At 64.4% G+C, this 23,074-nt stretch carries 15 protein-coding genes; 10 read left to right on the top strand and 5 right to left on the bottom strand.

The genetic code is table 11. The annotated features are described in order from the left end of the window. Positions 1–7 precede the first annotated feature (7 nt). The 5 genes from Q0P60_RS14620 to dnaA form a co-directional block, all read right to left on the bottom strand. Positions 8–853: a CPBP family intramembrane glutamic endopeptidase gene (locus Q0P60_RS14620; protein WP_294994842.1), complete on the bottom strand. Its 846-nt coding sequence runs from the start codon at positions 851–853 to the stop codon at positions 8–10. Positions 854–920: 67 nt separating this feature from the next. Next, positions 921–3,380, bottom strand: coding sequence for a DNA topoisomerase (ATP-hydrolyzing) subunit B (gene gyrB, locus Q0P60_RS14615; protein WP_294994839.1), 2,460 nt, complete (start codon positions 3,378–3,380; stop codon positions 921–923). Between the two features lie 112 nt (positions 3,381–3,492). Continuing rightward, positions 3,493–4,587 (bottom strand): DNA replication/repair protein RecF, encoded by a 1,095-nt coding sequence (gene recF, locus Q0P60_RS14610; RefSeq protein WP_294994836.1) that lies wholly within the window; start codon positions 4,585–4,587, stop codon positions 3,493–3,495. A 988-nt stretch (positions 4,588–5,575) separates the two neighbouring features. After that, a complete protein-coding gene (gene dnaN, locus Q0P60_RS14605; protein WP_005411731.1) occupies positions 5,576–6,676 on the bottom strand; it encodes a DNA polymerase III subunit beta in 1,101 nt (366 codons plus the stop codon). Positions 6,677–6,951: 275 nt separating this feature from the next. Beyond that, on the bottom strand, positions 6,952–8,283 hold the full coding sequence (gene dnaA, locus Q0P60_RS14600; RefSeq protein ID WP_005411730.1) for a chromosomal replication initiator protein DnaA: 1,332 nt from the start codon (positions 8,281–8,283) through the stop codon (positions 6,952–6,954). A gap of 255 nt (positions 8,284–8,538) precedes the next feature. On the opposite strand from dnaA, the gene rpmH reads away from it, so the two are divergent. From rpmH to Q0P60_RS14550, 10 genes are all read left to right on the top strand, one after another. Beyond that, complete coding sequence (rpmH, locus tag Q0P60_RS14595; RefSeq protein WP_005411729.1) at positions 8,539–8,679, top strand: 50S ribosomal protein L34; 141 nt, start codon at positions 8,539–8,541, stop codon at positions 8,677–8,679. A 5-nt stretch (positions 8,680–8,684) separates the two neighbouring features. Continuing rightward, entirely contained in the window at positions 8,685–9,179 is a 495-nt protein-coding gene (gene rnpA, locus Q0P60_RS14590) for a ribonuclease P protein component (RefSeq protein WP_125429104.1), read from the top strand. Then, a complete protein-coding gene (yidC, locus tag Q0P60_RS14585; RefSeq protein ID WP_294994826.1) occupies positions 9,179–10,894 on the top strand; it encodes a membrane protein insertase YidC in 1,716 nt (571 codons plus the stop codon). Before rnpA ends, yidC begins: the two co-directional genes overlap by 1 nt. 115 nt (positions 10,895–11,009) lie before the next feature. Next, positions 11,010–13,682 carry a polysaccharide deacetylase family protein gene (locus tag Q0P60_RS14580; protein ID WP_294994823.1) on the top strand — a complete coding sequence of 891 codons (2,673 nt, stop codon included), beginning with the start codon at positions 11,010–11,012 and terminating at the stop codon, positions 13,680–13,682. Between the two features lie 3 nt (positions 13,683–13,685). Further along, on the top strand, positions 13,686–15,035 hold the full coding sequence (gene mnmE, locus Q0P60_RS14575; RefSeq protein WP_294994820.1) for a tRNA uridine-5-carboxymethylaminomethyl(34) synthesis GTPase MnmE: 1,350 nt from the start codon (positions 13,686–13,688) through the stop codon (positions 15,033–15,035). Positions 15,036–15,114: 79 nt separating this feature from the next. Beyond that, positions 15,115–16,221, top strand: coding sequence for a glycerophosphodiester phosphodiesterase (locus tag Q0P60_RS14570; protein WP_294994818.1), 1,107 nt, complete (start codon positions 15,115–15,117; stop codon positions 16,219–16,221). A gap of 552 nt (positions 16,222–16,773) precedes the next feature. Next, entirely contained in the window at positions 16,774–17,415 is a 642-nt protein-coding gene (locus tag Q0P60_RS14565) for a DUF1629 domain-containing protein (RefSeq protein WP_294994815.1), read from the top strand. 535 nt (positions 17,416–17,950) lie between these two features. Next, positions 17,951–18,592: a DUF1629 domain-containing protein gene (locus Q0P60_RS14560; protein WP_294994812.1), complete on the top strand. Its 642-nt coding sequence runs from the start codon at positions 17,951–17,953 to the stop codon at positions 18,590–18,592. Positions 18,593–19,128: 536 nt separating this feature from the next. Continuing rightward, the gene (locus tag Q0P60_RS14555) at positions 19,129–19,770 is read left to right on the top strand and encodes a DUF1629 domain-containing protein (RefSeq protein ID WP_294994809.1); all 642 of its coding nucleotides are present in this window, start codon (positions 19,129–19,131) and stop codon (positions 19,768–19,770) included. Between the two features lie 37 nt (positions 19,771–19,807). Beyond that, a complete protein-coding gene (locus tag Q0P60_RS14550) occupies positions 19,808–22,981 on the top strand; it encodes an XVIPCD domain-containing protein (protein WP_294994806.1) in 3,174 nt (1,057 codons plus the stop codon). Positions 22,982–23,074 lie beyond the last annotated feature (93 nt).

Genomic DNA, 23,074 nt, shown 5'->3' with positions numbered 1-23,074 from the left:
CACGGCGTTACGTTGACCCCAGGAACACCATCGCGGCAAGTGCCACGGCGTTGTTCAACGCATGCGCGGTGATCGCCGCCCACAACGTGCCGGTGCGCTGGTACAGCCAGCAGAACGCGGCGCCCATGCCGCCATAGACCAGCCACAGCTGGGCCATGCCGAGCAGTGAGTTCTTGCTCAGGCCGGGGACTTCATGCACCAGCGCGAAGGCCAGGCTGCTGAGAACGATGCCCAGCCAGGGCCGGCCGGCCTGCCACAGGCGTCCGAACAGCACGCGGCGGAACAGCAGTTCCTCATAGGCCGGCGCCAGCACCACCGCAAACAGCACCAGGAACAGCGGGAAACGCGCGATCGCGTTCTGCATGAGTTCCACGTTGGTGGGCACCGGCTCGATGCCGAACTGCTTGGCCAGGAAGGCGATGCCGTTGCTGCCAAGCACGATCAGGGTGGCCACCAGCAGGGTCCAGCCCCAGGTCGAGGGCCGCTGCAACGCCTGGCGGGAGGCGAGACGCTCTGCGGCATTGGCCGGGCGTCGCCAGAAATACAGCAGCAGGGCCGCACCGCCGGTGGCGATCAAGGCCATCAGGATCTGCGCCAGCGCACCGGGCTGGCCGACCGCCGCACCGACCGTGTCCGTCGACAGCGCTCCGCCATTGGCCGCCGCGTTGGCATGGCTGACCACGATCGCGCGGTAGAAACCCCAGAACAGCCCGCTGATCAGGCTCAGGCCGAACAGGGTGACGGCACCGATGCCCAGGTCGATGAAGAAGCCCGCCAGTGCGGAACCGGCGCGCGGCGCGGCCGAGGCCGGCGGAATCGGGGGCGGAGCGGAAACCGGGGCGGATGCGGACATCAGGTACCTGCGTTCGGGAGTCGAAGGCCGGCGCACCTCCCCGTGCGCCGGCCGTCACCGGATTGTGTCAGATATCCAGGTTGGCGACCTTCAGCGCGTTGTCCTCGATGAAATCGCGACGCGGCTCGACAACGTCGCCCATCAGGGTGCTGAAGATCTGGTCGGCTGCGACCGCATCCTCGATGCGCACCTGCAGCAGTCGGCGGGTTTCCGGGTTCACCGTGGTGTCCCAGAGCTGCTCCGGATTCATTTCACCCAGGCCCTTGAATCGCTGGATCTGGCGGCCGCGCTTGGCCTCCTCGAGCAACCAGTTCTGCGCCTTGGCGAAGCTGTCGACTTCGATCGACTTGGCGCCGCGGGAGATGGTCGCACCTTCGCGGACCAGGCCGTGCAGCAGCTTCGAGGCCTGGTGGATCGCGCGCAGTTCGCCGCTTTCGAAGGCCGACATCGGGAGCACCTGGATGTGCTGCTCGCCCATGTGGCGGCGGGTCACCAGCACCGCGGCCGGGCGCTCATCGTTGGCTTCCTGCAGTTCCAGGCTGAAGCGCGGGCTGCCCAGGCTGCCCTGGTTCAGGCGCTTGGCCAGTGCATCCAGGCCTTCGCCTTCGCCGGCAGTGCGCAGGCTGTCCGCATCCATCGGCACGAAGTCGACCAGCGCTTCGAGCAGGTTGCGGTCGTAGCGGTGCGCGTTGCGCTCGATCGAATCCAGCGCGGCGGCATAGGCCAGCAGCAGCTTTTCCAGCGCCAGGCCTTCAATGCCCGGCTCGCCGGTGGCCGGCACCAGCGCAGCGTTCTCCACCGCGCTGCTGGCCAGGTAGCTGTCCAGCGCCGGATCGTCCTTCAGGTACAGCTCCTGCTTGCCCTGCTTGATCTTGTACAGCGGCGGCAGGCCGATGTAGACGTAACCGCGCTCGATCAGCTCCGGCATCTGACGGTAGAAGAACGTCAGCAGCAGGGTGCGGATGTGGGCGCCGTCGACGTCGGCGTCGGTCATGATGATGATCTTGTGGTAGCGCAGCTTGTCCGGGTTGTACTCGTCACGGCCGATGCCGGTGCCCAGCGCGGTGATCAGCGTACCCACCTGGTCGGACGACAGCATGCGGTCGAAACGCGCGCGTTCCACGTTGAGGATCTTGCCGCGCAGCGGCAGCACCGCCTGGTTCTTGCGGTTGCGGCCCTGCTTGGCCGAACCACCTGCCGAGTCACCCTCGACGATGAACAGTTCGGACAGCGCCGGATCCTTTTCCTGGCAGTCGGCCAGCTTGCCCGGCAGGCCAGCGATGTCCAGAGCGCCCTTGCGGCGGGTCAGGTCGCGGGCCTTGCGCGCGGCTTCGCGTGCACGTGCGGCATCGACGATCTTGCCGGCGATCGCCTTGGCTTCGTTCGGGTTCTCCTGCAGGAACTCTTCCAGGCGCGCACCGAAGGCGTTTTCCACCGCCGGGCGCACGTCGGAGCTGACCAGCTTTTCCTTGGTCTGGCTGGAGAAGCTCGGGTCCGGCACCTTCACCGACAGCACCGCGATCATGCCTTCGCGCATGTCGTCGCCGGTCAGGTTGATCTTGGCCTGCTTGGCGATGCCGTTCTGCTCGATGTAGTTGTTGAGCACACGGGTCAGCGCACCGCGGAAACCGGCCAGGTGGGTACCGCCGTCCTTCTGCGGAATGTTGTTGGTGAAGCAGTACATCGTCTCCTGGTAGGAGTCGGTCCACTGCAGCGCCACATCCACGACGATGCCGTTGTGCTCGCCGGTCACCGAGATGACGTTCGGATGCAGCGGGGTCTTCAGCTGGGCCAGATGCTCCACGAAGCTGCGGATGCCGCCTTCGTAGTGGAAATCATCGCGACGGCCGTCACCGCGCTCGTCGGCAAGGACGATCTTGACCCCGGAGTTCAGGAACGACAGTTCGCGCAGGCGACGGGCCAGGATGTCGTAGTGGTATTCCACGTTGTCGTGGAAGGCCACGGTCGACGGCCAGAAGCGAACGGTGGTACCGCGCTTGGTGGTGGTTTCCAGCTTCGCCAGCGGGGTGACCGCAGCGCCGTTGCTGAATTCCTGCTGGTAGTGGAAGCCGCCCTGGAACACGTCCACCAGCAGCTTCTGCGACAGCGCGTTGACCACGCTGACGCCGACGCCGTGCAGGCCGCCCGAAACCTTGTAGCTGTTGTCGTCGAACTTGCCGCCTGCGTGCAGGACGGTCATCACCACTTCGGCGGCGGAGACTTCGCGGCCGAGCTTGGCGCTCATCTGCTCGTGCTTGCCGACCGGGATACCACGGCCGTTGTCGGACACCGAGACCGAGCCGTCGGCGTGGATCGTCACTGCAACGTGGTCGGCGTGGCCAGCCAGCGCTTCGTCGATCGAGTTGTCGACGACCTCGAACACCATGTGGTGCAGACCGGTGCCGTCATGCACGTCACCGATGTACATGCCAGGACGCTTGCGGACAGCCTCCAGGCCTTCCAGGGCGGTAATGCTGTTGGCGTCGTAATTGCCGTTGTTTGCCGGGGTGTTCTGTTCGTCGCTCATTGCGCTTGCCGTAGGCTCCGCAGGTCGGACACCGCTTGGGGCGATGTGCCGAGAATGAAAGGATTCCAACCCGAATTATACCAGCCGGGGTCGAGCGGCCCTGGTGTGCCCACTATGGCACAGCCACGATCTGTGCATGTTCCACGTGGAACCGGGTGATGTGGGTCAGATCCTGCAGTGCCGCCGGGGATTCGGTGGCGGTAATGAAGATCTGAGCCGGTCCATTGAGCAGGCGCTCCAGCACCCGTGCCTGGTGGGTGCGATCCAGCTCCGAAGCCAGATCATCCAGCGCGATCACCGGCCACTCGCCGCGCTGTTCCGCATAGTCTTCAGCCTGAGCCAGCAGGCAGGCCAGGGCCGTCAGCTTGGCCTGGCCCCGCGACAACGCGTCACGTCCGGGAATGCTGTGGAAATCCACACTCCAGTCCGCCCGATGCGGGCCGACCGAGGTGTAACCCGCCTGGCGGTCGCGCTCCCGGGCCAGCAGCAGGGCATCGGCCAGCGGAAGTTCGTGCCGGCGCCAGCCTGGGCTCAGTTCCAGACCCTGTATCCCCAATTGCGGGGCCAGGCTGGCCGCCAACGCCCCGGTGCGCTGCTGCAACCGTTCCAGGTAATGCTGGCGACGACTGGTCAGGGGTTCGCCGGCTTCGGCCAGTTCATGATCCCAGGTATCGAGCATCCGCGACGGCCCGCCTTGCTTGAGCAGGGCATTGCGCTGCTTCAGGGCCCGCGAGTAGCGCCGCCACAGCGACAGGAAATCCGGTTCCACGTGGAACAAGCCCCAATCGAGGAAGCGCCGGCGCGGTTCACCGCCGCCACTGACCAGGGCATGGCTGCCGGGCTCGAACGTCACCACCGCCAAGGCAGCGCAGAGATTGCCAAGCTGGGCCACGTCTTCGCCGTCCAACCGGCCCTTCCAGTCCTGGCCGCTATGGCGCAGGCCCGCCTTGCGGCGATGCGGCGGGTGATTGGCACGCTGTTCGTCCCATTCCACGAAGATTTCCAACGCTTCCTGGCCCTGGCGCACCAGGCCATCGCGCACCCGGCCACGGAAGCTGCGCCCGTACGCCATCAGGTGCAGGGCTTCGAGCACGCTGGTCTTGCCGGCGCCATTGTCTCCGGTCAGCAGGTTCAAGCCCGGCTGGGGTGACAGCTCCACCGTACTGAAGCGACGCAGTTGATGCAAGGCGAGGCGGCGGATCTGCATGGGGCGCGAAAGACCATCCGCTCGGGGCGGTTGAAGGGCAGGGGATCCATCAGCTTACTGCATCGGTCAAGCCCGACGAGGCCCACACGCTGCCACGCCGGAGGCAGCCCGGTCGAGTCGGCAGCAACGGCCGGTTCCACGTGGCGCAATCTTTCCGGTGTGACCGCGTTGGCCCACGGCCAGGCGGCGGAATCCTTCAATTCTGGGCAGGCTGGCAGGGGCAATACCGGCAGATTTCACCGATTCCACGGCGGCGCCAAGCGCCTCCCGGCCCCTCTGCAGCGCAGCCCGCCCGTTCAAACCCGCAGATTCCTTGAAATCTGCGAGGCCATGCTCTGGGCGGTTCCACAGATTTCAAGAAATTCGGAGTGACCGTTCCACGCTGTCCACAGGGGGCCTGTATGACTTATACACAAGGTATGGGCAATCTGTGGATAAAAAAGCCCTTTTGCCTGGCCCGAGAAACTATCCACAGGTTCCCCCCCAGCCCCAAGGCCCCCTATACAGGGGGTTTCAGGTGCATAAATACATTTAAAATCAAATAGATAAGTGATTTTTCCACGAGATCTGGCCCTACCATCACCACCATGCTTTAGATTTATACCCAGATTTAGAAGCCAGGCTTGACCCGATCTGCCCCAAACCCGGCCTGTGGACAGTGGCGTTTGCAGGAACCGAAGACCAGCTCAGTTGGAGGGTCGGGGGCATCGGCAGCTGGGGAGGATCCAGGTCGTGAATCGCTGCAACGGTGATCCGGTGCAAGCCAGTGAGTGCCAATCGCTCCAGGCGCGCAGCGTTGGCACTCGAGATCGATTCGACGATCACGCCTCGCTACGCGGAGACCGTGGAACCGCAGACCACGGCCACGAAGGCGTCGGGCCTGTGTCGATCCGAACGCAGATGGGCTAATGCTCCACGTGGAACCAGCAAAAAAAAACGCCCGGAAGATTCCGGGCGTCGTTCGGTTCCACGTGGAACAGCGCTGCTGTCAGAGACGCAGCGGCATCACCACATGGCGCGACTTCTCGCTGCTGGATTCACGCACCAGCGCCGAAGAATTGGAATCGCGCAGCTGGATGATCACTTCCTCATCGCGCAGGGCAGACAGGGCATCCAGCAGGTAGTTCACGTTGAAGCCAATGGCCAGATCGCTGACCGTGGTATCGGCTTCGATCTCTTCCTGGGCTTCTTCCTGCTCCGGGTTGTGGGCGCTGATCTTCAGGTTGCCCGGCGAGACTTCCACGCGGATGCCGCGGTACTTCTCGTTCGACAGGATCGCGGCACGCTGCAGCGACGCACGCAGGGCTTCGCGATCAACCTTCACTTCGCGGTCGGCGCCGATCGGAATCACGGCCTCGTAATCCGGGAAGCGGCCATCGATCAGCTTCGAGGTGAAGGTGACATCGTCGCGCTTGACGCGAACGTGGCTGCGGCCGACTTCCAGCTCGATCTCGCGATCGCCGCTCTCGAGCAGGCGCTGCAGTTCGGTCACACCCTTGCGCGGCACGATGATCTGGCGCTTGGAACCGCTCGGCTTGGCCAGATCGGTTTCGCACAGTGCCAGGCGATGGCCGTCGGTGGCGACGGTACGCAGGGCATCACCGCGCAGATCGAACAGCAGGCCGTTGAGGTAGTAGCGCACGTCCTGCTGGGCCATCGCGAACGCGGTGCGTTCGATCAGCTCCTTCAGGGTCGCTTCGCCGATGGCCACGCGCTCGGTAGCTTCCACTTCGTCCACCGACGGGAAGTCGTTGGAGGGCAGGGTCGCCAGGGTGAAGCGGCTGCGGCCAGCCTGCACGGTGATCTTGTCACCGGTCTGCGAGACGGTGATCCGGCTGCCGTCGGGCAGGGCGCGGATGATCTCGAACAGCTTGCGGGCCGGAATGGTGGTTTCGCCGTCCTGGGCATCTTCAACCGCGATCCGCGACACCATCTCCACTTCCAGGTCGGTACCGGTCAGCGACAGCTGGCCGTTCTGCACCTGGACCAGGAAATTGGCCAGAACCGGAAGGGTCTGGCGGCGTTCGACCACGTTGACGACCTGTGCCAACGGCTTGAGAAAGGCTTCGCGCTGCAGTGTGAAACGCATGTGGTTCCGTGCCCCTATGCTTTAAAAAATGTGGAATAAATCAAAAGCTTGGTGGTGCTGGTAGAGACAGAATCGCTGGAAAACAACGCTAAGTCTTTGTAAATAAAAGAGTTTCAAGCCTCGAAACCCTCTGTATTACCGACCCCCAGGGGGTGGGGAAAGCTGTGGATAAATCTGCCGCGATTTCAGAAGCTGTTTTTATCCACAACGTGTCCCGCGCTTGCTACCGGATTCTGCACCGTTTTGTGCGATGACGCCTCATCGGCATCCGTGCATCATTCGCTCAGCTTCCGGATCAGCTTGTCCCAGTCCTCGCGGAGCTTGCCGTCGGTTTCCATCAGGGTCCGGATCTGGCGGCAGGCGTGCAGCACCGTGGTGTGATCGCGACCGGCAAAGGCATCGCCGATCTCGGGCAGGCTGTGCTCGGTCAGTTCCTTGGTCAGGGCCATCGCGACCTGGCGTGGGCGGGCCAGCGAGCGGGTCCGGCGCTTGGACAGCAGATCCTTGATCTGCAGGCCGTAGTAGTCGGCAACGGTCTTCTGGATGTTGGGAATGCTGATCGCCTGCTGCTGGGCGCGAAGCAGGTCGCGCAGGGTTTCCTGGGCGAACTCGGTGGTGATCGCACGGCCGGTGAAGTTGGCGCGGGCGGTCAGGGTATTGAGCGCACCTTCGAGGTCGCGCACGTTGGAGCGCATCTTCTTGGCAATCAGGAACGCAACATCATCGGGAATCTCGGCACCGCGTTCGCGTGCCTTGGCCAGCACGATCGCGGCGCGGGTCTCGAAGTCCGGCGGTTCGATTGCGACTGACAGGCCCCAGGCAAGCCGCGACTTCAGGCGCGCTTCCAGGCCTTCGACTTCGCGCGGATAGCGGTCGCAGGTCAGGATGATCTGCTGCTTGCCATCGAACAGTGCGTTGAAGGTGTGGAAGAACTCTTCCTGGGTGCGGTCCTTGCCGGCGAAGAACTGGATGTCATCGATCAGCAGCGCGTCCACCTGCTGGAACTGGCGCTTGAACTGATCCATGGTCTTTTCCTGCAGGGCCCGGATCATCGCGCTGAAGAACTGTTCCGAGCGCAGGTACAGCACCTTGGCACCCGGGTTGGCCTGGCGCATGGCATTGCCGGCGGCAAACATCAGGTGGGTCTTGCCGAGGCCGGTGCCTCCGTACAGCAGCAGCGGATTGTGCGCACGATCGCCCGGCTTCTGTGCTGCCTGGAAGGCCGCGGCCAGGCCCAGCTGGTTGCTGCGGCCCTCGACGAAGTTGGCGAAGGTGTAGTGGTTGTCCAGGTTGCCGGCAAACGGCACCTGCGGTTCGCTGGAAACGTGCGCCGAAGGCGTGGAAACCGGCGCGTTCTGCGCCTCCACCGGCCGCGGGCGCGAGCCGATTTCAAGAAAAACGTCGCTGAAACCGGCGAAGTGGGCCAGCAGTTCGCGGATCCGGGCCAGGTACAGCTCGCGGACCTGGTCGACGATGAAGGCATTCGGTGCATACAGCACCAGGCTGTCCACGCGCAGATCGGCCTGCAGCGGCTTCAACCAGGTGTGAACGTCTTCCGGCGGGAACTCCGCTTCGAGGCGCTCGAGACTACGGGACCAGGCATCCATCAGCAATAATCGTCCGGTGGCCGGGGCATGGACGCGACAAGGCGCCCAAACACAGGCCGGAAAGGGGGGAAATGGATGGCTCAGACTACCACCGAGCGCCCGCCTTCGGAATGCTTGTCCCCTACTTATTCACAAAAACATCCACAGCTATTGCACAGCCCGGTGAATTCGCGTAGCTCCCAGGGCTTGACTTGTGCCGGGGTACCTCTCTAGAATTTCCGGTTCTTTCCGTCCCATTCATACGAGAGGCCCCCAATGGCCACGAAGCGCACCTACCAGCCCAGCAACCTCAAGCGTAAGCGCGACCACGGCTTCCGTGCCCGTATGAAGACCGCTGACGGCCGCAAGATCCTGTCGCGTCGCCGCGCCAAGGGCCGCAAAGTCCTGAGCGCCTGATTGCCATGCCGCACATCGCGGCAGACGCAATCCCTTCGACAGTGAATACTGCAGACCCGCGCAAGCGATTCCCTCGCTCTGCGCGGGTTCGCACGCGTGCCGAATACTCAACGGTCTTCAACGGCGCCCGCCGTGTGTCCGATCCGCTGATGACCCTGCACTGGCTGCCGGCTGACCGGCCGGCCAGGCTGGGTCTGGCGGTTTCCCGCAAGGTTGATCCGAACGCCGTTGGGCGTAACCGGATCAAGCGCGTCCTGCGCGACATCCTGCGTCAGACACGTACCGATATCCAGCCAGGCGACTTCGTCGTCGTGGCTCGTAGTGCTGCGCGTTCCGCCAGCAACGACGAGATCCGCCAGGCCTTCCTGCGCCTGCTGCGTCGCCTGCGTGCATTGCCCGCGCCGGGCGTGGACGGCACAATGCCGCCGCCTGATGGCATCGCAACTCCTTCTTTGACCGAGCCGGCATCGCGTCCCGGCCCCGCCGAGCCTGTCCGCTGATGAACCAGACCCGCGTATTCCTCATTTTTGCCTGGCTGATGGTGGCCGTGCTGCTGTGGATGGAGTGGAGCCGTGAAAAGGCTGCTCCGACCCCGGCACCGACGACCACGTCGGCCCCGGCTGCCGCACAGAGTGTTCCGGGCGCGACCCCGGGCGCCATTCCCAGTGCCCAGGTTCCGGGTGCGCCCGGCCAGGCCGCCGTGCAGGCCCAGGCCAGCGCCACCCCGGCCAGCCAGCGCGTGACCGTCACCACCGACGTGCTGCGCCTGGTGCTGGACGGAGGCCGCGTGCTCGACGCCGAGCTGCTGCAGTTCCCGCAGACCAAGGACGAAGGCAGCCCGCCAGTCCGCCTGCTGACCGAAGACCCCGCGCATCCGTACAGCGCGATCAGTGGCTGGGCCAGCGAAGACAAGAACACCCCGGTTCCGGGCGCTGACGGCTTCAAGCTGGTCGGTGACACCCAGGACTTCGTGCTGGCCAAGGGCCAGAACGAGCTGCAGATCCCGTTCGTGTGGACCGCCGACAACGGCGTGACCATCAAGCGCACCCTGACCGTCTCGCGCAACGAGTACGCCGTGCGCTTCAAGGATGAAGTCAGCAACACCGGCACCGCGCCGTGGAACGGCTACGTCTACCGCACCCTGGACCGCACCCCGACCATCCTGTCGCGGAGCATGACCAACCCGGATTCGTTCAGCTTCAACGGTGCCACCTGGTACGACAACGACAAGAAGTACCAGCGTCGTGCGTTCAAGGACTACCTGGAAGACGGCACGCTGAACCAGAACATCACCGGCGGCTGGCTGGCGATGCTGCAGCACCACTTCTTCACCGCCTGGATCCCGCAGAAGGACCAGACCGCACACTACGTGCTGTCGCAGGTGGCCGGTCGTGACCTGATCGAAGCCCGTGGCCCGGCCTTCACCGTGGCCCCGGGCCAGTCCACCAGCACCGAAGCCCGCCTGTGGGTCGGCCCGAAGCTGGTCAACCTGATTGCCAAGGAAGACGTGCCGGGCCTGGACCGCGTGGTCGACTACAGCCGCTTCTCGATGATGGCGGTGATCGGCCAGGGCCTGTTCTGGGTGCTGAACCAGGTGCACAAGCTGGTCGGCAACTGGGGCTGGGCGATTGTCGGCCTGGTGGTGCTGCTGAAGCTGGTGCTGTACCCGCTGTCGGCCACCCAGTACAAGAGCGGTGCCAAGATGCGCCGCTTCCAGCCGCGCATCGCGCAGCTGAAGGAACGCTATGGCGATGACCGCCAGAAGTTCCAGACCGCGATGATGGAGCTGTACAAGAAGGAAAAGATCAATCCGATGGGCGGCTGCCTGCCGATCCTCATCCAGATGCCGATCTTCTTCGCCCTGTACTGGGTGCTGGTGGAATCGGTCGAACTGCGCCAGGCGCCCTGGTTCGGCTGGATCCAGGACCTGACCGCGCGCGACCCGTACTTCATCCTGCCGGTGATCAACGTAGCGGTGATGTGGTTCACCCAGAAGCTGACCCCGGCACCGGGCATGGACCCGATGCAGCAGAAGATGATGCAGTTCATGCCGCTGGTGTTCGGCGTCATGATGGCCTTCATGCCGTCCGGCCTGGTCCTGTACTGGGTGGTCAACGGTGGCCTGGGCCTGCTGCAGCAGTGGTGGATGACCAAGCGCCACGGCGGCGAGCCGGTGGCGGCGACCACCGCGCCGGCACCGGTCAAGAAGAAGTAAGGGGTAGAGCCGGCCGTTGGCCGGCTGGCTCCAGCAAAAGCCCGCCGCAAGGCGGGCTTTTCGCATGCGGCGTTAGAATTGCCCGCACACCGTTCCTCCCACTTCCGAGTCCGCCATGCCGCGTGCGTCGTCGTTCCGCCTGTTCCTGCCCTCGCTGCTGTTGACCCTGGCCGTTGCCGGCTGTGGCGACAAGGAGGCGAAGGCGCCGGCGAGCACCGTCACCCAGCCCAGCGCGCAGGCCGCCGCCGCCGCCGATCCGGCCGCCGCGCCCCTGCTGGCCGCGCTGCAGAAGCAGCTCGACGGCTACCGCCGGATCATCGTGCTGCTGGCCGACGAGGACCAGCAGTCGGCCGCCGACCGCGGTACCTCCACCCGGGTGGGCCAGCAGCTGTTCCACGATGGCCTGGAGCAGCGCACGGCCATCGCCGCGCAGTTCGACAGCCTGCTGCGCGGCTCCAGCCCACAGCGCTTCGCCACCCTTGGCACCGTGCTGGACTACATCGAATCGGCGCCGGAACTGTTCGACGCGGATCGGCTGGCGTTCCGCGAAGTATTGCGCGACCTGCATGAGCGGGTGGGCGCCGACTCGTCGTTGCCGGCAGTGAAGCTGCACCAGCGCATTGGCGAGGACCTGGAGGCGCTCGATGAGATCGAACGCAACTACAACCAGGAACTGACCCGCATCTTCAGCCGCTTCGAGCGCACCCGCGCCATCGAGCTGAAGCGCGAAAAGTGGGACGACTACATTGCCCACCTGCACAAGGACTACAGCCGCGAGGCGATCCTGCGCGACTACGGCGTGATCGAGCCGTACCCGATGTCGATGAAGGACAGCGACCGCGAGATCTTCGGCCGCGACCTGCCGGCCAAGACCGTGGTGCTGACCTTCGATGATGGCCCGCACAAGGCCTACACCGATGAAGTGGTGGCCATCCTCAAGCGCTACGACGTGCCCGGCGTGTTCTTCGAGGTCGGGCGCAACCTCGGCAAGGTCGAGAGCGATGGCAAGGTCAGCCTGGGCCCGATGGCGAAGATCAGCCGCAGCCTGATGGAACAGGGCTATGCGGTCGGCAACCACAGCCTGACCCATGCCCAGCTGTCACGCACCACCGGCGATGCGCTGCGCCAGCAGGTACTGGACACCGACACGCTGCTGAAGGACGTCGACAGCAAGCGCGCGCCGCTGTTCCGCTTCCCGTACGGCGCACGCAACGCCGAAGGCCTGCAGCTGCTCAACGAGGCCGGGCTGAAGTCGATCATGTGGAACATCGACTCGATGGACTGGGCCGACCCGGTGCCGGAATCGATCGTGCAGCGCGTGCTCGACCAGGTGAACAAGGAGCAGCGCGGCATCATCCTGTTCCACGACATCCACGACCGCGCGGTGAAGGCGCTGCCGCAGATCCTCGACCGCCTGATCGCCGATGGCTACCAGTTCGCCGGCTGGAACGGCCGCGAGTTCACCGTCGCGCGTGCGCGCAAGGGCGAGGCCAGTGCGGCCACCGTCACCACCGGCTACGAGAAGTCGTGGGCGATCGTGGTCGGCATCGACAACTACGCCAAATGGCCGAAGCTGGAATACGCCAGCCATGACGCCCAGGCGATGGCCGATACGCTTACCGGTCAGTTCGGCTTCCCGTCCTCGCAGGTGATCGTGCTGAAGAACGAGCAGGCCACCCGCAACAACATCCTGGCCGCCTTCCACGACCGCCTGGCCGACGACCGCACCGGCAAGAACGACCGCGTGTTCGTGTTCTTCGCCGGCCACGGTGCCACCCGCCAGCTCGCCTCCGGGCGCGACCTCGGCTACATCATTCCGGTCGATTCGGACCCGAAGGAGTTCGCCACCGACGCCATCGCGATGACCGACATCCAGAACATCGCCGAAAGCATGCAGGCCAAGCACGTGATGTTCGTGATGGATGCCTGCTACAGCGGCCTCGGGCTGACCCGTGGCGGCCCGTCGTCGTCGTCGTTCCTGCGCGAGAACGCGCGCCGCAGCGCGCGCCAGATGCTCACCGCCGGCGGCGCCGACCAGCAGGTGGCCGACGCCGGCCCGAATGGCCATTCGGTGTTCACCTGGGTGCTGCTGCAGGCGCTGGCCGGCAAGGGCGATCTCAATGGCGATGGCCTGATCACCGGCACCGAACTGGCGGCCTATGTGGCGCCGGCGGTGTCGGCGGTCTCGCACCAGACCCCGGCGTTCGGCAGCCTGCCCGGTTCGCAGGGGGGCGAGTTCGTGTTCCAGGTACCGGACAGCCAGGAATTCCTCAATGCCGATACGCGCCAGCTGACCGCCGATGCGATCGCCCTGAACAACAAGGTCGATGCCGCCAGCGAAGCCAAGGGCAGCCAGGCACCGGTGACCGTGGCCGACCTGCAGGGCGGCAAGGCCAGGCTGGTGGTACCGAGCGCAGGCCCGGCCTCGGACCGCCAGCGCGCGCAGCAGGCCAATGACCGTGGTCTGCAGCTGTACCGCGAGAAGCAGTACGACGAAGCGGTGGCGCAGTTCACCGAGGCGCTGAAGCTGCGCCCGGACTTCGCCCAGGCGGCGAACAACCTCGGTTTCGTCTACTACCGCCAGCAACGCTATGCCGAAGCCGCGCGCTGGCTGGAGAACACCCTGAAGATCGATCCCTCGCGTGCGGTGGCCTACCTCAACCTGGGCGATGCCTACTTCAACGCGGGTGACAAGGCCAAGGCGAAGCAGGCCTACAGCACTTACCTGGCGCTGCAGCCGCAGGGCAGTGGTGCAGCGCAGGCGCGCGCGCAGCTGGAGAAGCTCTGAGCCATGGACGACGCGTACCGCACCGACACCATCGTCGCCATTGCCAGCGCGCCCGGCGCTGGCGGGGTCGGCCTGCTGCGCCTGTCCGGGCCGCGTGCCGCGGCCATCGCCACTGCGCTGGGAGCGCCTGCATTGCGCCCGCGCCACGCGCACTATGCGCGCCTGCGCGACGCCGATGGCGACGTGATCGACGACGGCATCGTGCTGTGGTTCCCGGCGCCGAACAGCTTCACCGGCGAAGAGGTGGTGGAGCTGCAGGGCCATGGCAGTCCGGTGCTGCTGCAGCAACTGGTCGCGCGCTGCATCGCGCTGGGGGCGCGCCAGGCGCGGCCGGGTGAGTTCAGCGAACGGGCCTTCCTCAACGGCAAGCTCGACCTGGCCCAGGCCGAGGCCATCGCCGACCTGATCGCAGCCGGTGACAACCGCGCCGCACGTGCGGCGCGTCGTTCGCTGGAGGGTGTGTTCTCGCGCCGCATCGACGCCGTGGTCGAGCAGCTGGTACTGCTGCGCATCCATGTGGAAGCGGCCATCGATTTCGCCGACGAACCGCTGGATACGTTGGGTGGCGCACAGGTGCGGCGTGGGCTGGAGCAGGCGCGCGGCGACCTGGCCCTGCTGCGACGCGATGCCGAACGCGGCCGCCGCCTGCGCGATGGCCTGCACGCGGTGCTGATCGGCCCGCCCAACGCCGGCAAGAGTTCATTGCTCAATGCGCTGGCCGGCAGCGAGCGTGCCATCGTCACCGACATCGCCGGCACCACCCGCGACACCCTGCGCGAGACCATCCGCCTGGATGGCCTGGAACTGACCCTGGTCGATACTGCCGGCCTGCGTGACGGTGGCGATGCCATCGAACGCGAAGGCATGCGCCGCGCGCACGTGGAAATCGAGCGCACCGACCTGGCGCTGATCGTGCTGGATGCGCGTGATCCGGCAGCCGGTGAAGTGGCGCTGGGCGATGCCGTGGCGGCGGTGCCGCACAAGGTCTACATCCACAACAAGTCGGACCTGCTGGACGCGCTGCCGACGCTGGACGACCCGGACCGGGTGTTCGTCTCGGCCGCCACCGGCGCCGGCCTGGAAGACCTGCATGCGCGCCTGCGTTCGATTGCCTCGGCCGGGGCAGGCGAGCAGGTGGACGGCGAATTCTCCGCGCGCACGCGCCATGTGGATGCGATCGAGCGTGCGCAGGAGCATGCGCAGCGCGCCGACGGTGAGCTGGCGCATGAGCATCTGGAGCTGGCCGCCGAGGAACTGCGGCTGGCGCATGACGCGCTGGGCGAGATCACCGGGCAGATGAGCGCCGATGACCTGCTGGGAAGGATCTTCTCCAGTTTCTGCATCGGCAAATAACACCGCGACCCCGGGTCCCCCACCTGTCACATTGCCGCCGCATACTGACGCCCATCACATACCGCTTGGGGAAGTCGCAGTGAAGTCGTGGGGTTGTGCGTTGCTGTTGTCGCTGGCCGTGGCACCATCGGTGGCCATGAGTGCCGAATCCTCCACCCCGGCCGCGCACAAGGTGTCGGTCTATGGCCATCGCGGCGCCAGCGCGCTGCTGCCGGAACACACCCTGGCCGCCTACGCGCAGGCCATCGCCGATGGCGCCGATTACATCGAACCGGATCTGGTGATGACCAAGGACGGGGTGATGGTGGCCCGCCACGAGAACGAGATCAGCGGCACCACCGATGTCGCCTCGCATCCGGAGTTCGCCAGCCGCAGGACCCGCAAGGTCATCGACGGGCAGAAGGTCGACGGCTGGTTCACCGAAGACTTCACCCTGGCCGAGCTGAAGACCCTGTATGCGCGTGAGCGCCTGCCGGAGCTGCGTAGCACCGCCTACGACGGCCAGTTCCGCATCGCCAGCCTCGACGAGATCCTGGCCTTCCTGGTCCAGCAGGCCGGCCGTGCCAACCGTGGCATCGGCCTGGTGCCGGAGATCAAGCACCCGACCTACTTCCAGTCGATCGGCCTGCCGATGGAAGACAGACTGCTGGCTGCGCTGCGCGGCAACGCCTATACCAACGTCGGCCCGGTCACCATCCAGTCGTTCGAGACCGCCAACCTGCGCTACCTGCGCGGCAAGATCGGGCGCAGCAGCAACATCCGCCTGCTGCAGCTGCTGTGGAAGGGCGACACCCAGCCGGCCGACATCGCCAAGGCCGGCGGCAAGCTGACCTATGCGCAGATGATGACCCCGGCCGGATTGAAGGACATTGCCGTGTATGCGGACAGCATCGGTCCGGAGCTGCGCTCGATCATTCCGCTGGACGCCAACGGCGCACTGGGCACGCCGACCGCGCTGGTGCGCGATGCGCATGCCGCAGGCCTGATGGTGATCCCGTACACGTTCCGCCCGGAGAACCACTTCCAGGCCAGCAACCTGCGCAAGGGCGCCGACACCGCGCGCAATGCCGAGGGTTCGATCGCCGAGATGCGCGCCTACCTGGCCACCGGCATCGATGCCTTCTTCACCGATGACCCGGCACTGGGCCGGCAGGCGGTGGACGGCATGGGCGCGGCGGGGAACTGACTCTCCCGGTAGTGCCGGCCGCTGGCCGGCACCCGCGGCATTCTCAGCACCGGCACGCGCTGCTGCGGCAGCGGGTCGGCGTTGAGGAACAGCAGTGCGCCGAGGATGTCGCGACCGACCTCATCCCGCTGGCAAGAGGACACCCATTCGGCAGCAGCCAGGTGGGGGTGAAAAGGTCGTCCAAGAGCGTCCAGGAAGAAATCCTTCCCCGATGGATTGCGGGGCAGCAACACTGATCTGGTAACGCGCCTGCTTCTGCCTGGCAGGTAGCGCTGCCGATGAAATCCCTTGCCGCTCAATGCACTCGGCATGCCCAAGAGGACAACGGGTCTCCAGTTGCCTGGGCTGCTTTTCCAACATGCCATCGTTGCTGGTAACAAGGGATTGCGGCACTTCAGAGCGTCCTGACTTCTGCGGGCGCGGACAGGTGCTTGGCGCAACTGAAGCACCCGGCTCCCTGTCGGCGCCGGCCCGGCTTGACGGGCCACCCATGATCACGGGTTACTGTTCGCGTGCGGAAAAGCCGCAGGCATATGGACAGGTCAGGACACGATGGAACCAGCAATGACCAATCAACCCAAGGCGGGAGAGTTCTTTCAGCTCAGGCCCGACGTTGGCCGGGGTGGAAAGGGTCACGGCGTCGTCTTTGAGAACCGACAAGCACTCCTTACTCCTCCTCGGCTGATCTTGAAGCCGGAGGAAGGCGGCTTCCCTCCACTGCGGGAAGTTCCGCGCCTGGTCTACTACCCGCGCGAAGGCGTACTGCCGGAAGACCTGGAAGGGGGGATGAGTGGCTACTGGCTGGTGTCGGAACGGCTCCGCCAGGTGATGGAGGCAGTGGACCCGGACGCCTTTGTTTTTGTCGATACCGACTACCGTCTGGCTGATGGCTCCAGAGGACCAACCTACGTCCTCTGCGACGTGATCCGAACGTTGGATGCATTGGATGAGGAGGCTTCCATGCTGAACATAGTAATCAGTGACGATTACGAGGGAGGAAAACACTACAGCTTGGCGGGCGGGACACGTTTGGCATTCAAGTCAAGCGTACTGGGCTCATCACATGTCTTCAGGCTGGCATTTCACGGCGGCGTGTTCTGTGACCGAGTGTTCAAGGATGCCGTTGCAGCAGCAGGTATCGTCACCGCCAAGCGCACCAACGGCGTCTGGTTCTACGACGTTGTGAATCGCTGACGGCAGATCAGGGAGCGACAAGGAAGGAGAAGGCCGCGGATTTGCCTGAGGCTCCCTGCGGCAAGGATGTCGCGACCGACCTCATTGAGCTGGCAAATGGACACCCGTTCGGCGGCAACCTGGTAGGGGTGAAAAGGTCGTCCAAGAGCGCCCAGGAAGAAATCCTTCCCTGCTTGCAGTGTTTCAGGAAGGCGATGGATTGCGGGGCAGCAACACTGATCTGGTAACGCGCCTGCTTCTGCCTGGCAGGTAGCGCTGCCGATGAAATCCCTTGCCGCTCAATGCACTCGGCATGCCCAAGAGGACAACGGGTCTCCAGTTGCCTGGGCTGCTTTTCCAACATGCCATCGTTGCTGGTAACAAGGGATTGCGGCACTTCAGAGCGTCCTGACTTCTGCGGGCGCGGACAGGTGCTTGGCGCAACTGAAGCACCCGGCTCCCTGTCGGCGCCGGCCCGGCTTGACGGGCCACCCATGATCACGGGTTACTGTTCGCGTGCGGAAAAGCCGCAGGCATATGGACAGGTCAGGACACGATGGAACCAGCAATGACCAATCAACCCAAGGCGGGAGAGTTCTTTCAGCTCAGGCCCGACGTTGGCCGGGGTGGAAAGGGTCACGGCGTCGTCTTTGAGAACCGACAAGCACTCCTTACTCCTCCTCGGCTGATCTTGAAGCCGGAGGAAGGCGGCTTCCCTCCACTGCGGGAAGTTCCGCGCCTGGTCTACTACCCGCGCGAAGGCGTACTGCCGGAAGACCTGGAAGGGGGGATGAGTGGCTACTGGCTGGTGTCGGAACGGCTCCGCCAGGTGATGGAGGCAGTGGACCCGGACGCCTTTGTTTTTGTCGATACCGACTACCGTCTGGCTGATGGCTCCAGAGGACCAACCTATTTCCTCTGCGATGTAACTAGGACACTGGATGCATTGGATGAAGAAGCTTCAACTCTCAACATCATCATCAGTGACGACTACGAGGCAGGCAAGTACTACGACATGACGGGTGAGCTGCGCTTGGCGTTCAGGCGTGATGTGCTGGGCTCGGCACACGTCTTCAGATTGCCCTTCCACGGCGGTGTGTTCTGTGACCGTGTGTTCAAGGATGCCGTGGTCGCAGCAGGCATTGTCACCGCAAACCGCACCAACGGCGTTTGGTTCTACGACGTTGTGAATCGCTGACGGCAGATCAGGGGGCGACAAGGAAGGAGAAGGCCGCGGATTTGCCTGAGGCTCCCTGCGGCAAGGATGTCGCGACCGACCTCATCGAGCTGGCAAAAGGACACCCGTTCGGCGGCAACCCGGTAGGGATGAAAAGGTCCTCCAAGAGCGTCCAGGAATAAATCCTTCCCTGCTTGCAGTGTTTCAGGAAGGCGATGGATTGAGGGGCGGCGACACGGATCTGGCAATGCCCCCTGCTTCTGCCTGGCAGGTAGCGCTGCCGATGAAATCCCTTGCCGCTCAATGCACTCGGCATGCCCAAGAGGACAACGGGTCTCCAGTTGCCTGGGCTGCTTTTCCAACATGCCATCGTTGCTGGTAACAAGGGATTGCGGCACTTCAGAGCGTCCTGACTTCTGCGGGCGCGGACAGGTGCTTGGCGCAACTGAAGCACCCGGCTCCCTGTCGGCGCCGGCCCGGCTTGACGGGCCACCCATGATCACGGGTTACTGTTCGCGTGCGGAAAAGCCGCAGGCATATGGACAGGTCAGGACACGATGGAACCAGCAATGACCAATCAACCCAAGGCGGGAGAGTTCTTTCAGCTCAGGCCCGACGTTGGCCGGGGTGGAAAGGGTCACGGCGTCGTCTTTGAGAACCGACAAGCACTCCTTACTCCTCCTCGGCTGATCTTGAAGCCGGAGGAAGGCGGCTTCCCTCCACTGCGGGAAGTTCCGCGCCTGGTCTACTACCCGCGCGAAGGCGTACTGCCGGAAGACCTGGAAGGGGGGATGAGTGGCTACTGGCTGGTGTCGGAACGGCTCCGCCAGGTGATGGAGGCAGTGGACCCGGACGCCTTTGTTTTTGTCGATACCGACTACCGTCTGGCTGATGGCTCCAGAGGACCAACCTATTTCCTCTGCGATGTAACTAGGACACTGGATGCATTGGATGAAGAAGCTTCAACTCTCAACATCATCATCAGTGACGACTACGAGGCAGGCAAACACTACAGCCTGGCAGGTGGGACGCGTTTGGCCTTCAAGCGTGACGTACTAGGCTCGGCGCATGTCTTCAGGCTGGCATTTAGCGGCGAGGTGTTCTGTGACCGTGTGTTCAAGGATGCCGTGGCCGCAGCAGGTATCGTCACCGCCAAGCGCACCAACGGCGTCTGGTTCTACGACGTTGTGAATCGCTGACGGCAGATCAGGGAGCGACAAGGAAGGAGTTTGATCCATGTCCAGTTACCGGACGCATTTCCAGGAGCACCACAGCATCGAGCAGCAGACGCTGAAAAGAAGTGAACTGCTATACGAACTTCAACGGGTCGGAAAGCTCGATATCCATGCTCCCGAAAACAGGCTATTCCTGCCGGCAAGTCCACAGTTTGCGCAGGCGATGGGGATCACGCCACACAGTGGCGGCCCACTGGCCGAGTACCAGAAGGGGATACTCGGCCACTTAAATGACCTTCAAGTAACCCGGGACGGCAAGGCGGCATTGCTGGGCGATCCTGATGCATTGGATCGAATGGCTCAGCGTATCGAACGGTTACGCGACACCGTCAAAGTCGGGCTCATCAACGGCGACTTGAACACCAACACGCCAGTCGGCAGCTCCCCCGCGTTGACCAGCCAGAAAGTTCAGGACTTCTTCCGCAACGCCCCGGCCTATTACCAAGCTCACACTCAACAGATTGAGCGCCTGAAGGGCTTCACCGGCGTGGACCACGGCTGGGGCGCCACGGTGCATTCCGAAGCACGCATTGTCACCGCGCTCCACCAGATCCACATCGACGCCCGGCCGCTGACGCGGGGCGGGAACATTGAGTTGCAGCGCAGCGGGTTGTCCTTGGCCATCGCCAATGCTCACCACGAGGGCCGCGTGACCATGTCGCCAGCGGCCATTGTGGTTGTAGAGCGCTCCCTGGGCGAGGAAGCGGCGTACCGTATCCGCGTACCCCGAGAGCAGCAGGGATTTGCCACGATGGGCATCCTGTTGGGCGATGCCTCGGCCAGTACACTGGTGCGTTCGGGCGGTCTGTTGGCCTCTGGCGCCGATGCTGTCATCACCACGCGCCGCGCCGCCGAATTGTTGGAGCAGGGCAATGCCGCCGCTGCACAATCGGAGGTCAACCATGCACTGGCCCGCAATGCAGGCGGCTGGCTGGGTGGAACGACCAGCGCCTACCTGGTGGGCACCTCCAGCTTTGCGCCAGCGGCGCTGGTGGTGGCCGATGCGCTGTTGATGAGCAAGGCGTTCGAGAAGGGCGCAGACCTGTTGGACAACCGCGCGATCTATCACCAGATCGACACGTCAGGGGTGGAATGGCAGTTCAGCGGGCGCAACTGGCAGCGCCAAGCGCCCATCGACCGCACACCCGATGGCGTGGATAACCCCACTACGAGCCCTGTTGGGGCCGGCTACGAGAAGGCCCGCGAGCTGGGTGCCTATGCCAGCCGCGCGGCGGTTGAACAGGCACTGGGCAAGGCGCCCGCACCGTTGGACCCGTTCAGTATCCCGGCACGGCCAAGCGACCAGCACGGGCTGGATAACCAGAACTGGCGTCGTGATCCGCAGACAGAGCAATGGCAACGACAGGTCAAAGCAGGACTGGCCGGTGTCAATGACCAAGGCATTTATGCCACCCAGGTAGCCACCCCGGAGCGCGCCCGCGAACTCAACCAGGAGGCGCTGTCGCGGATTGAGCGCAACATTGCACAGGGTCAGGAAGCCCTTGCAGCGGCCTATCTGGAGAGCTACGCGGCCCAGCGTTCACAGGATTTCATCGCGGTGCCCGCTGCTGTCGAGTCGGCCAGGGCCAAGCCCAACGCTGTGCGCGGCTCGGACAATCAGCTCTACCTGCGTGATGACGCGGGCCAGTGGACTCACGCAGGCCGGACAGCCAGTGGCAACCTGGCGCTGGAACTGGAGTTGACGCAGCAGATCCGACAGCCGTCTCTGCAGCGTTCCGCACAAGCCTTGGCCGAAATCGAAGCCCGACCGGCGCCGACGCAGTCGCAGGCTGAACGGAACGAACTGCTCCATCGCTATCAGACGGTGGGGACCCAGCTGAACCCCGAATGGCAGCAGGCCATCGTGCTGGCCACCGCGCGCACCCGGGAAGCGCATGGCATTACCGGAGCAACCCTGCAGGAGCTTCGCCCGGGGGCAACCGGTACGCTGGGTGCGGACAGCCCGATCATCCATTATCAGGTGGGTCCGGATGGCATAGCGCAGCCGGTGGCGACCACCACGACCGATGAGCTGCGGCAGGCGTGGAATGAGATCCGGGCACAGCGACAGGACCCAGCTCCGATTCCCGACTCGCCGGAGCTGCGCATTGCTGCGCTCTCGCCACGGGAGCGTGATGCCTATCAACAATCCTTGCAGGAAGCCAATCGCCTGGGCGTTTCGGGACCGCAGACGCAGCAAGTGGCGGCATCGACGGTGGCTCAGGTACCGGACGAACCTGTTGAAGAGCGTCTTACGCCGCAAGTGATGATCGATGCACATGGCGAAGATCAGGGATCACGCACGCCCAACGTGACGGTGCAGGTCCAGGAACACCGCACAGCCGTGACAGCCGCGCCGATGGTACCTGAGCCTGCGGAGCCGCCTCGGAAGCCGGTGCACGGCGAGGAGCCGAGACCGGAGCCTGTCGCATCGTCATCGCCTCCATCGGTCGATGCGTCGGCCGAGCGGGAGGCGCGCGCAGCAGCAACTGTCTCTGCGATCCACACCCCGTCAGCACCCAGCCAAACACAGCCGATGGGCGTGGCTGGGGCTCAAGTTGAGCGTCCAGAACCGCTCCAGTCGGGATGGGTGCAGACACCCCAGCCTTCCAGCGATATTCCTGCCCTGCTGGAGACAGCACCATCGATACCCGCTGCCGTTCCTACGCATCCAGACCAAGCCGTGCATCGACAGGTGCATCAGCGTGTGGAGGAACTGCTTGAACAGGCCCCTCCGTCATCGCCAACGCAGCCCGGTCATCCCGATCACGCCCTCTATCAGCAGGTGCGGGTTGGGGTGGCCGCGCTGGACGCCAAACATGGCCGTAGCTTCGATGCGGTCAGCGAGCGGATGACCGCCAGCCTGCTGGTGCTGGCCAAGGACAATGATCTGGATCGGGTGGACCACGTACTGTTGAGCAATGCCACGGCTAACAGACCGGCCGGGCATACCCTGTTCGTTGTTCAAGGCGAACCGAGCAACCCCGCGCACCGGCGTGCGGCGATGCCCACCGAGCAAGCCGCACAAACCTTGGTTGAAGCATCAATGCAGCAGTTCGATGTGGTGAGCCAGCAAGCGAATCAGCGCGCCCTGGCCAACCAGCTTGAGCAGCAACTGGACGATCAGCGGGTGCAGCACGATGTCCAGATTCGCGTGGCCAGCAGGGGCATGTAGCAGTCGCATGCGTCTGAAACAGGGGGCACGGGATAGGGCCGCGCAAGCGGTTCTATCAACGTTCCACCGAAGGTTCATGAGGTTGCCGGCCAG

The organism is uncultured Stenotrophomonas sp. (genome assembly GCF_945952405.1).
Classification (GTDB): Bacteria; Pseudomonadota; Gammaproteobacteria; order Xanthomonadales; family Xanthomonadaceae; genus Stenotrophomonas.
Note: the sequence above shows the minus strand (reverse complement) of the source record. Positions and strands in the feature narration are given on the sequence as shown.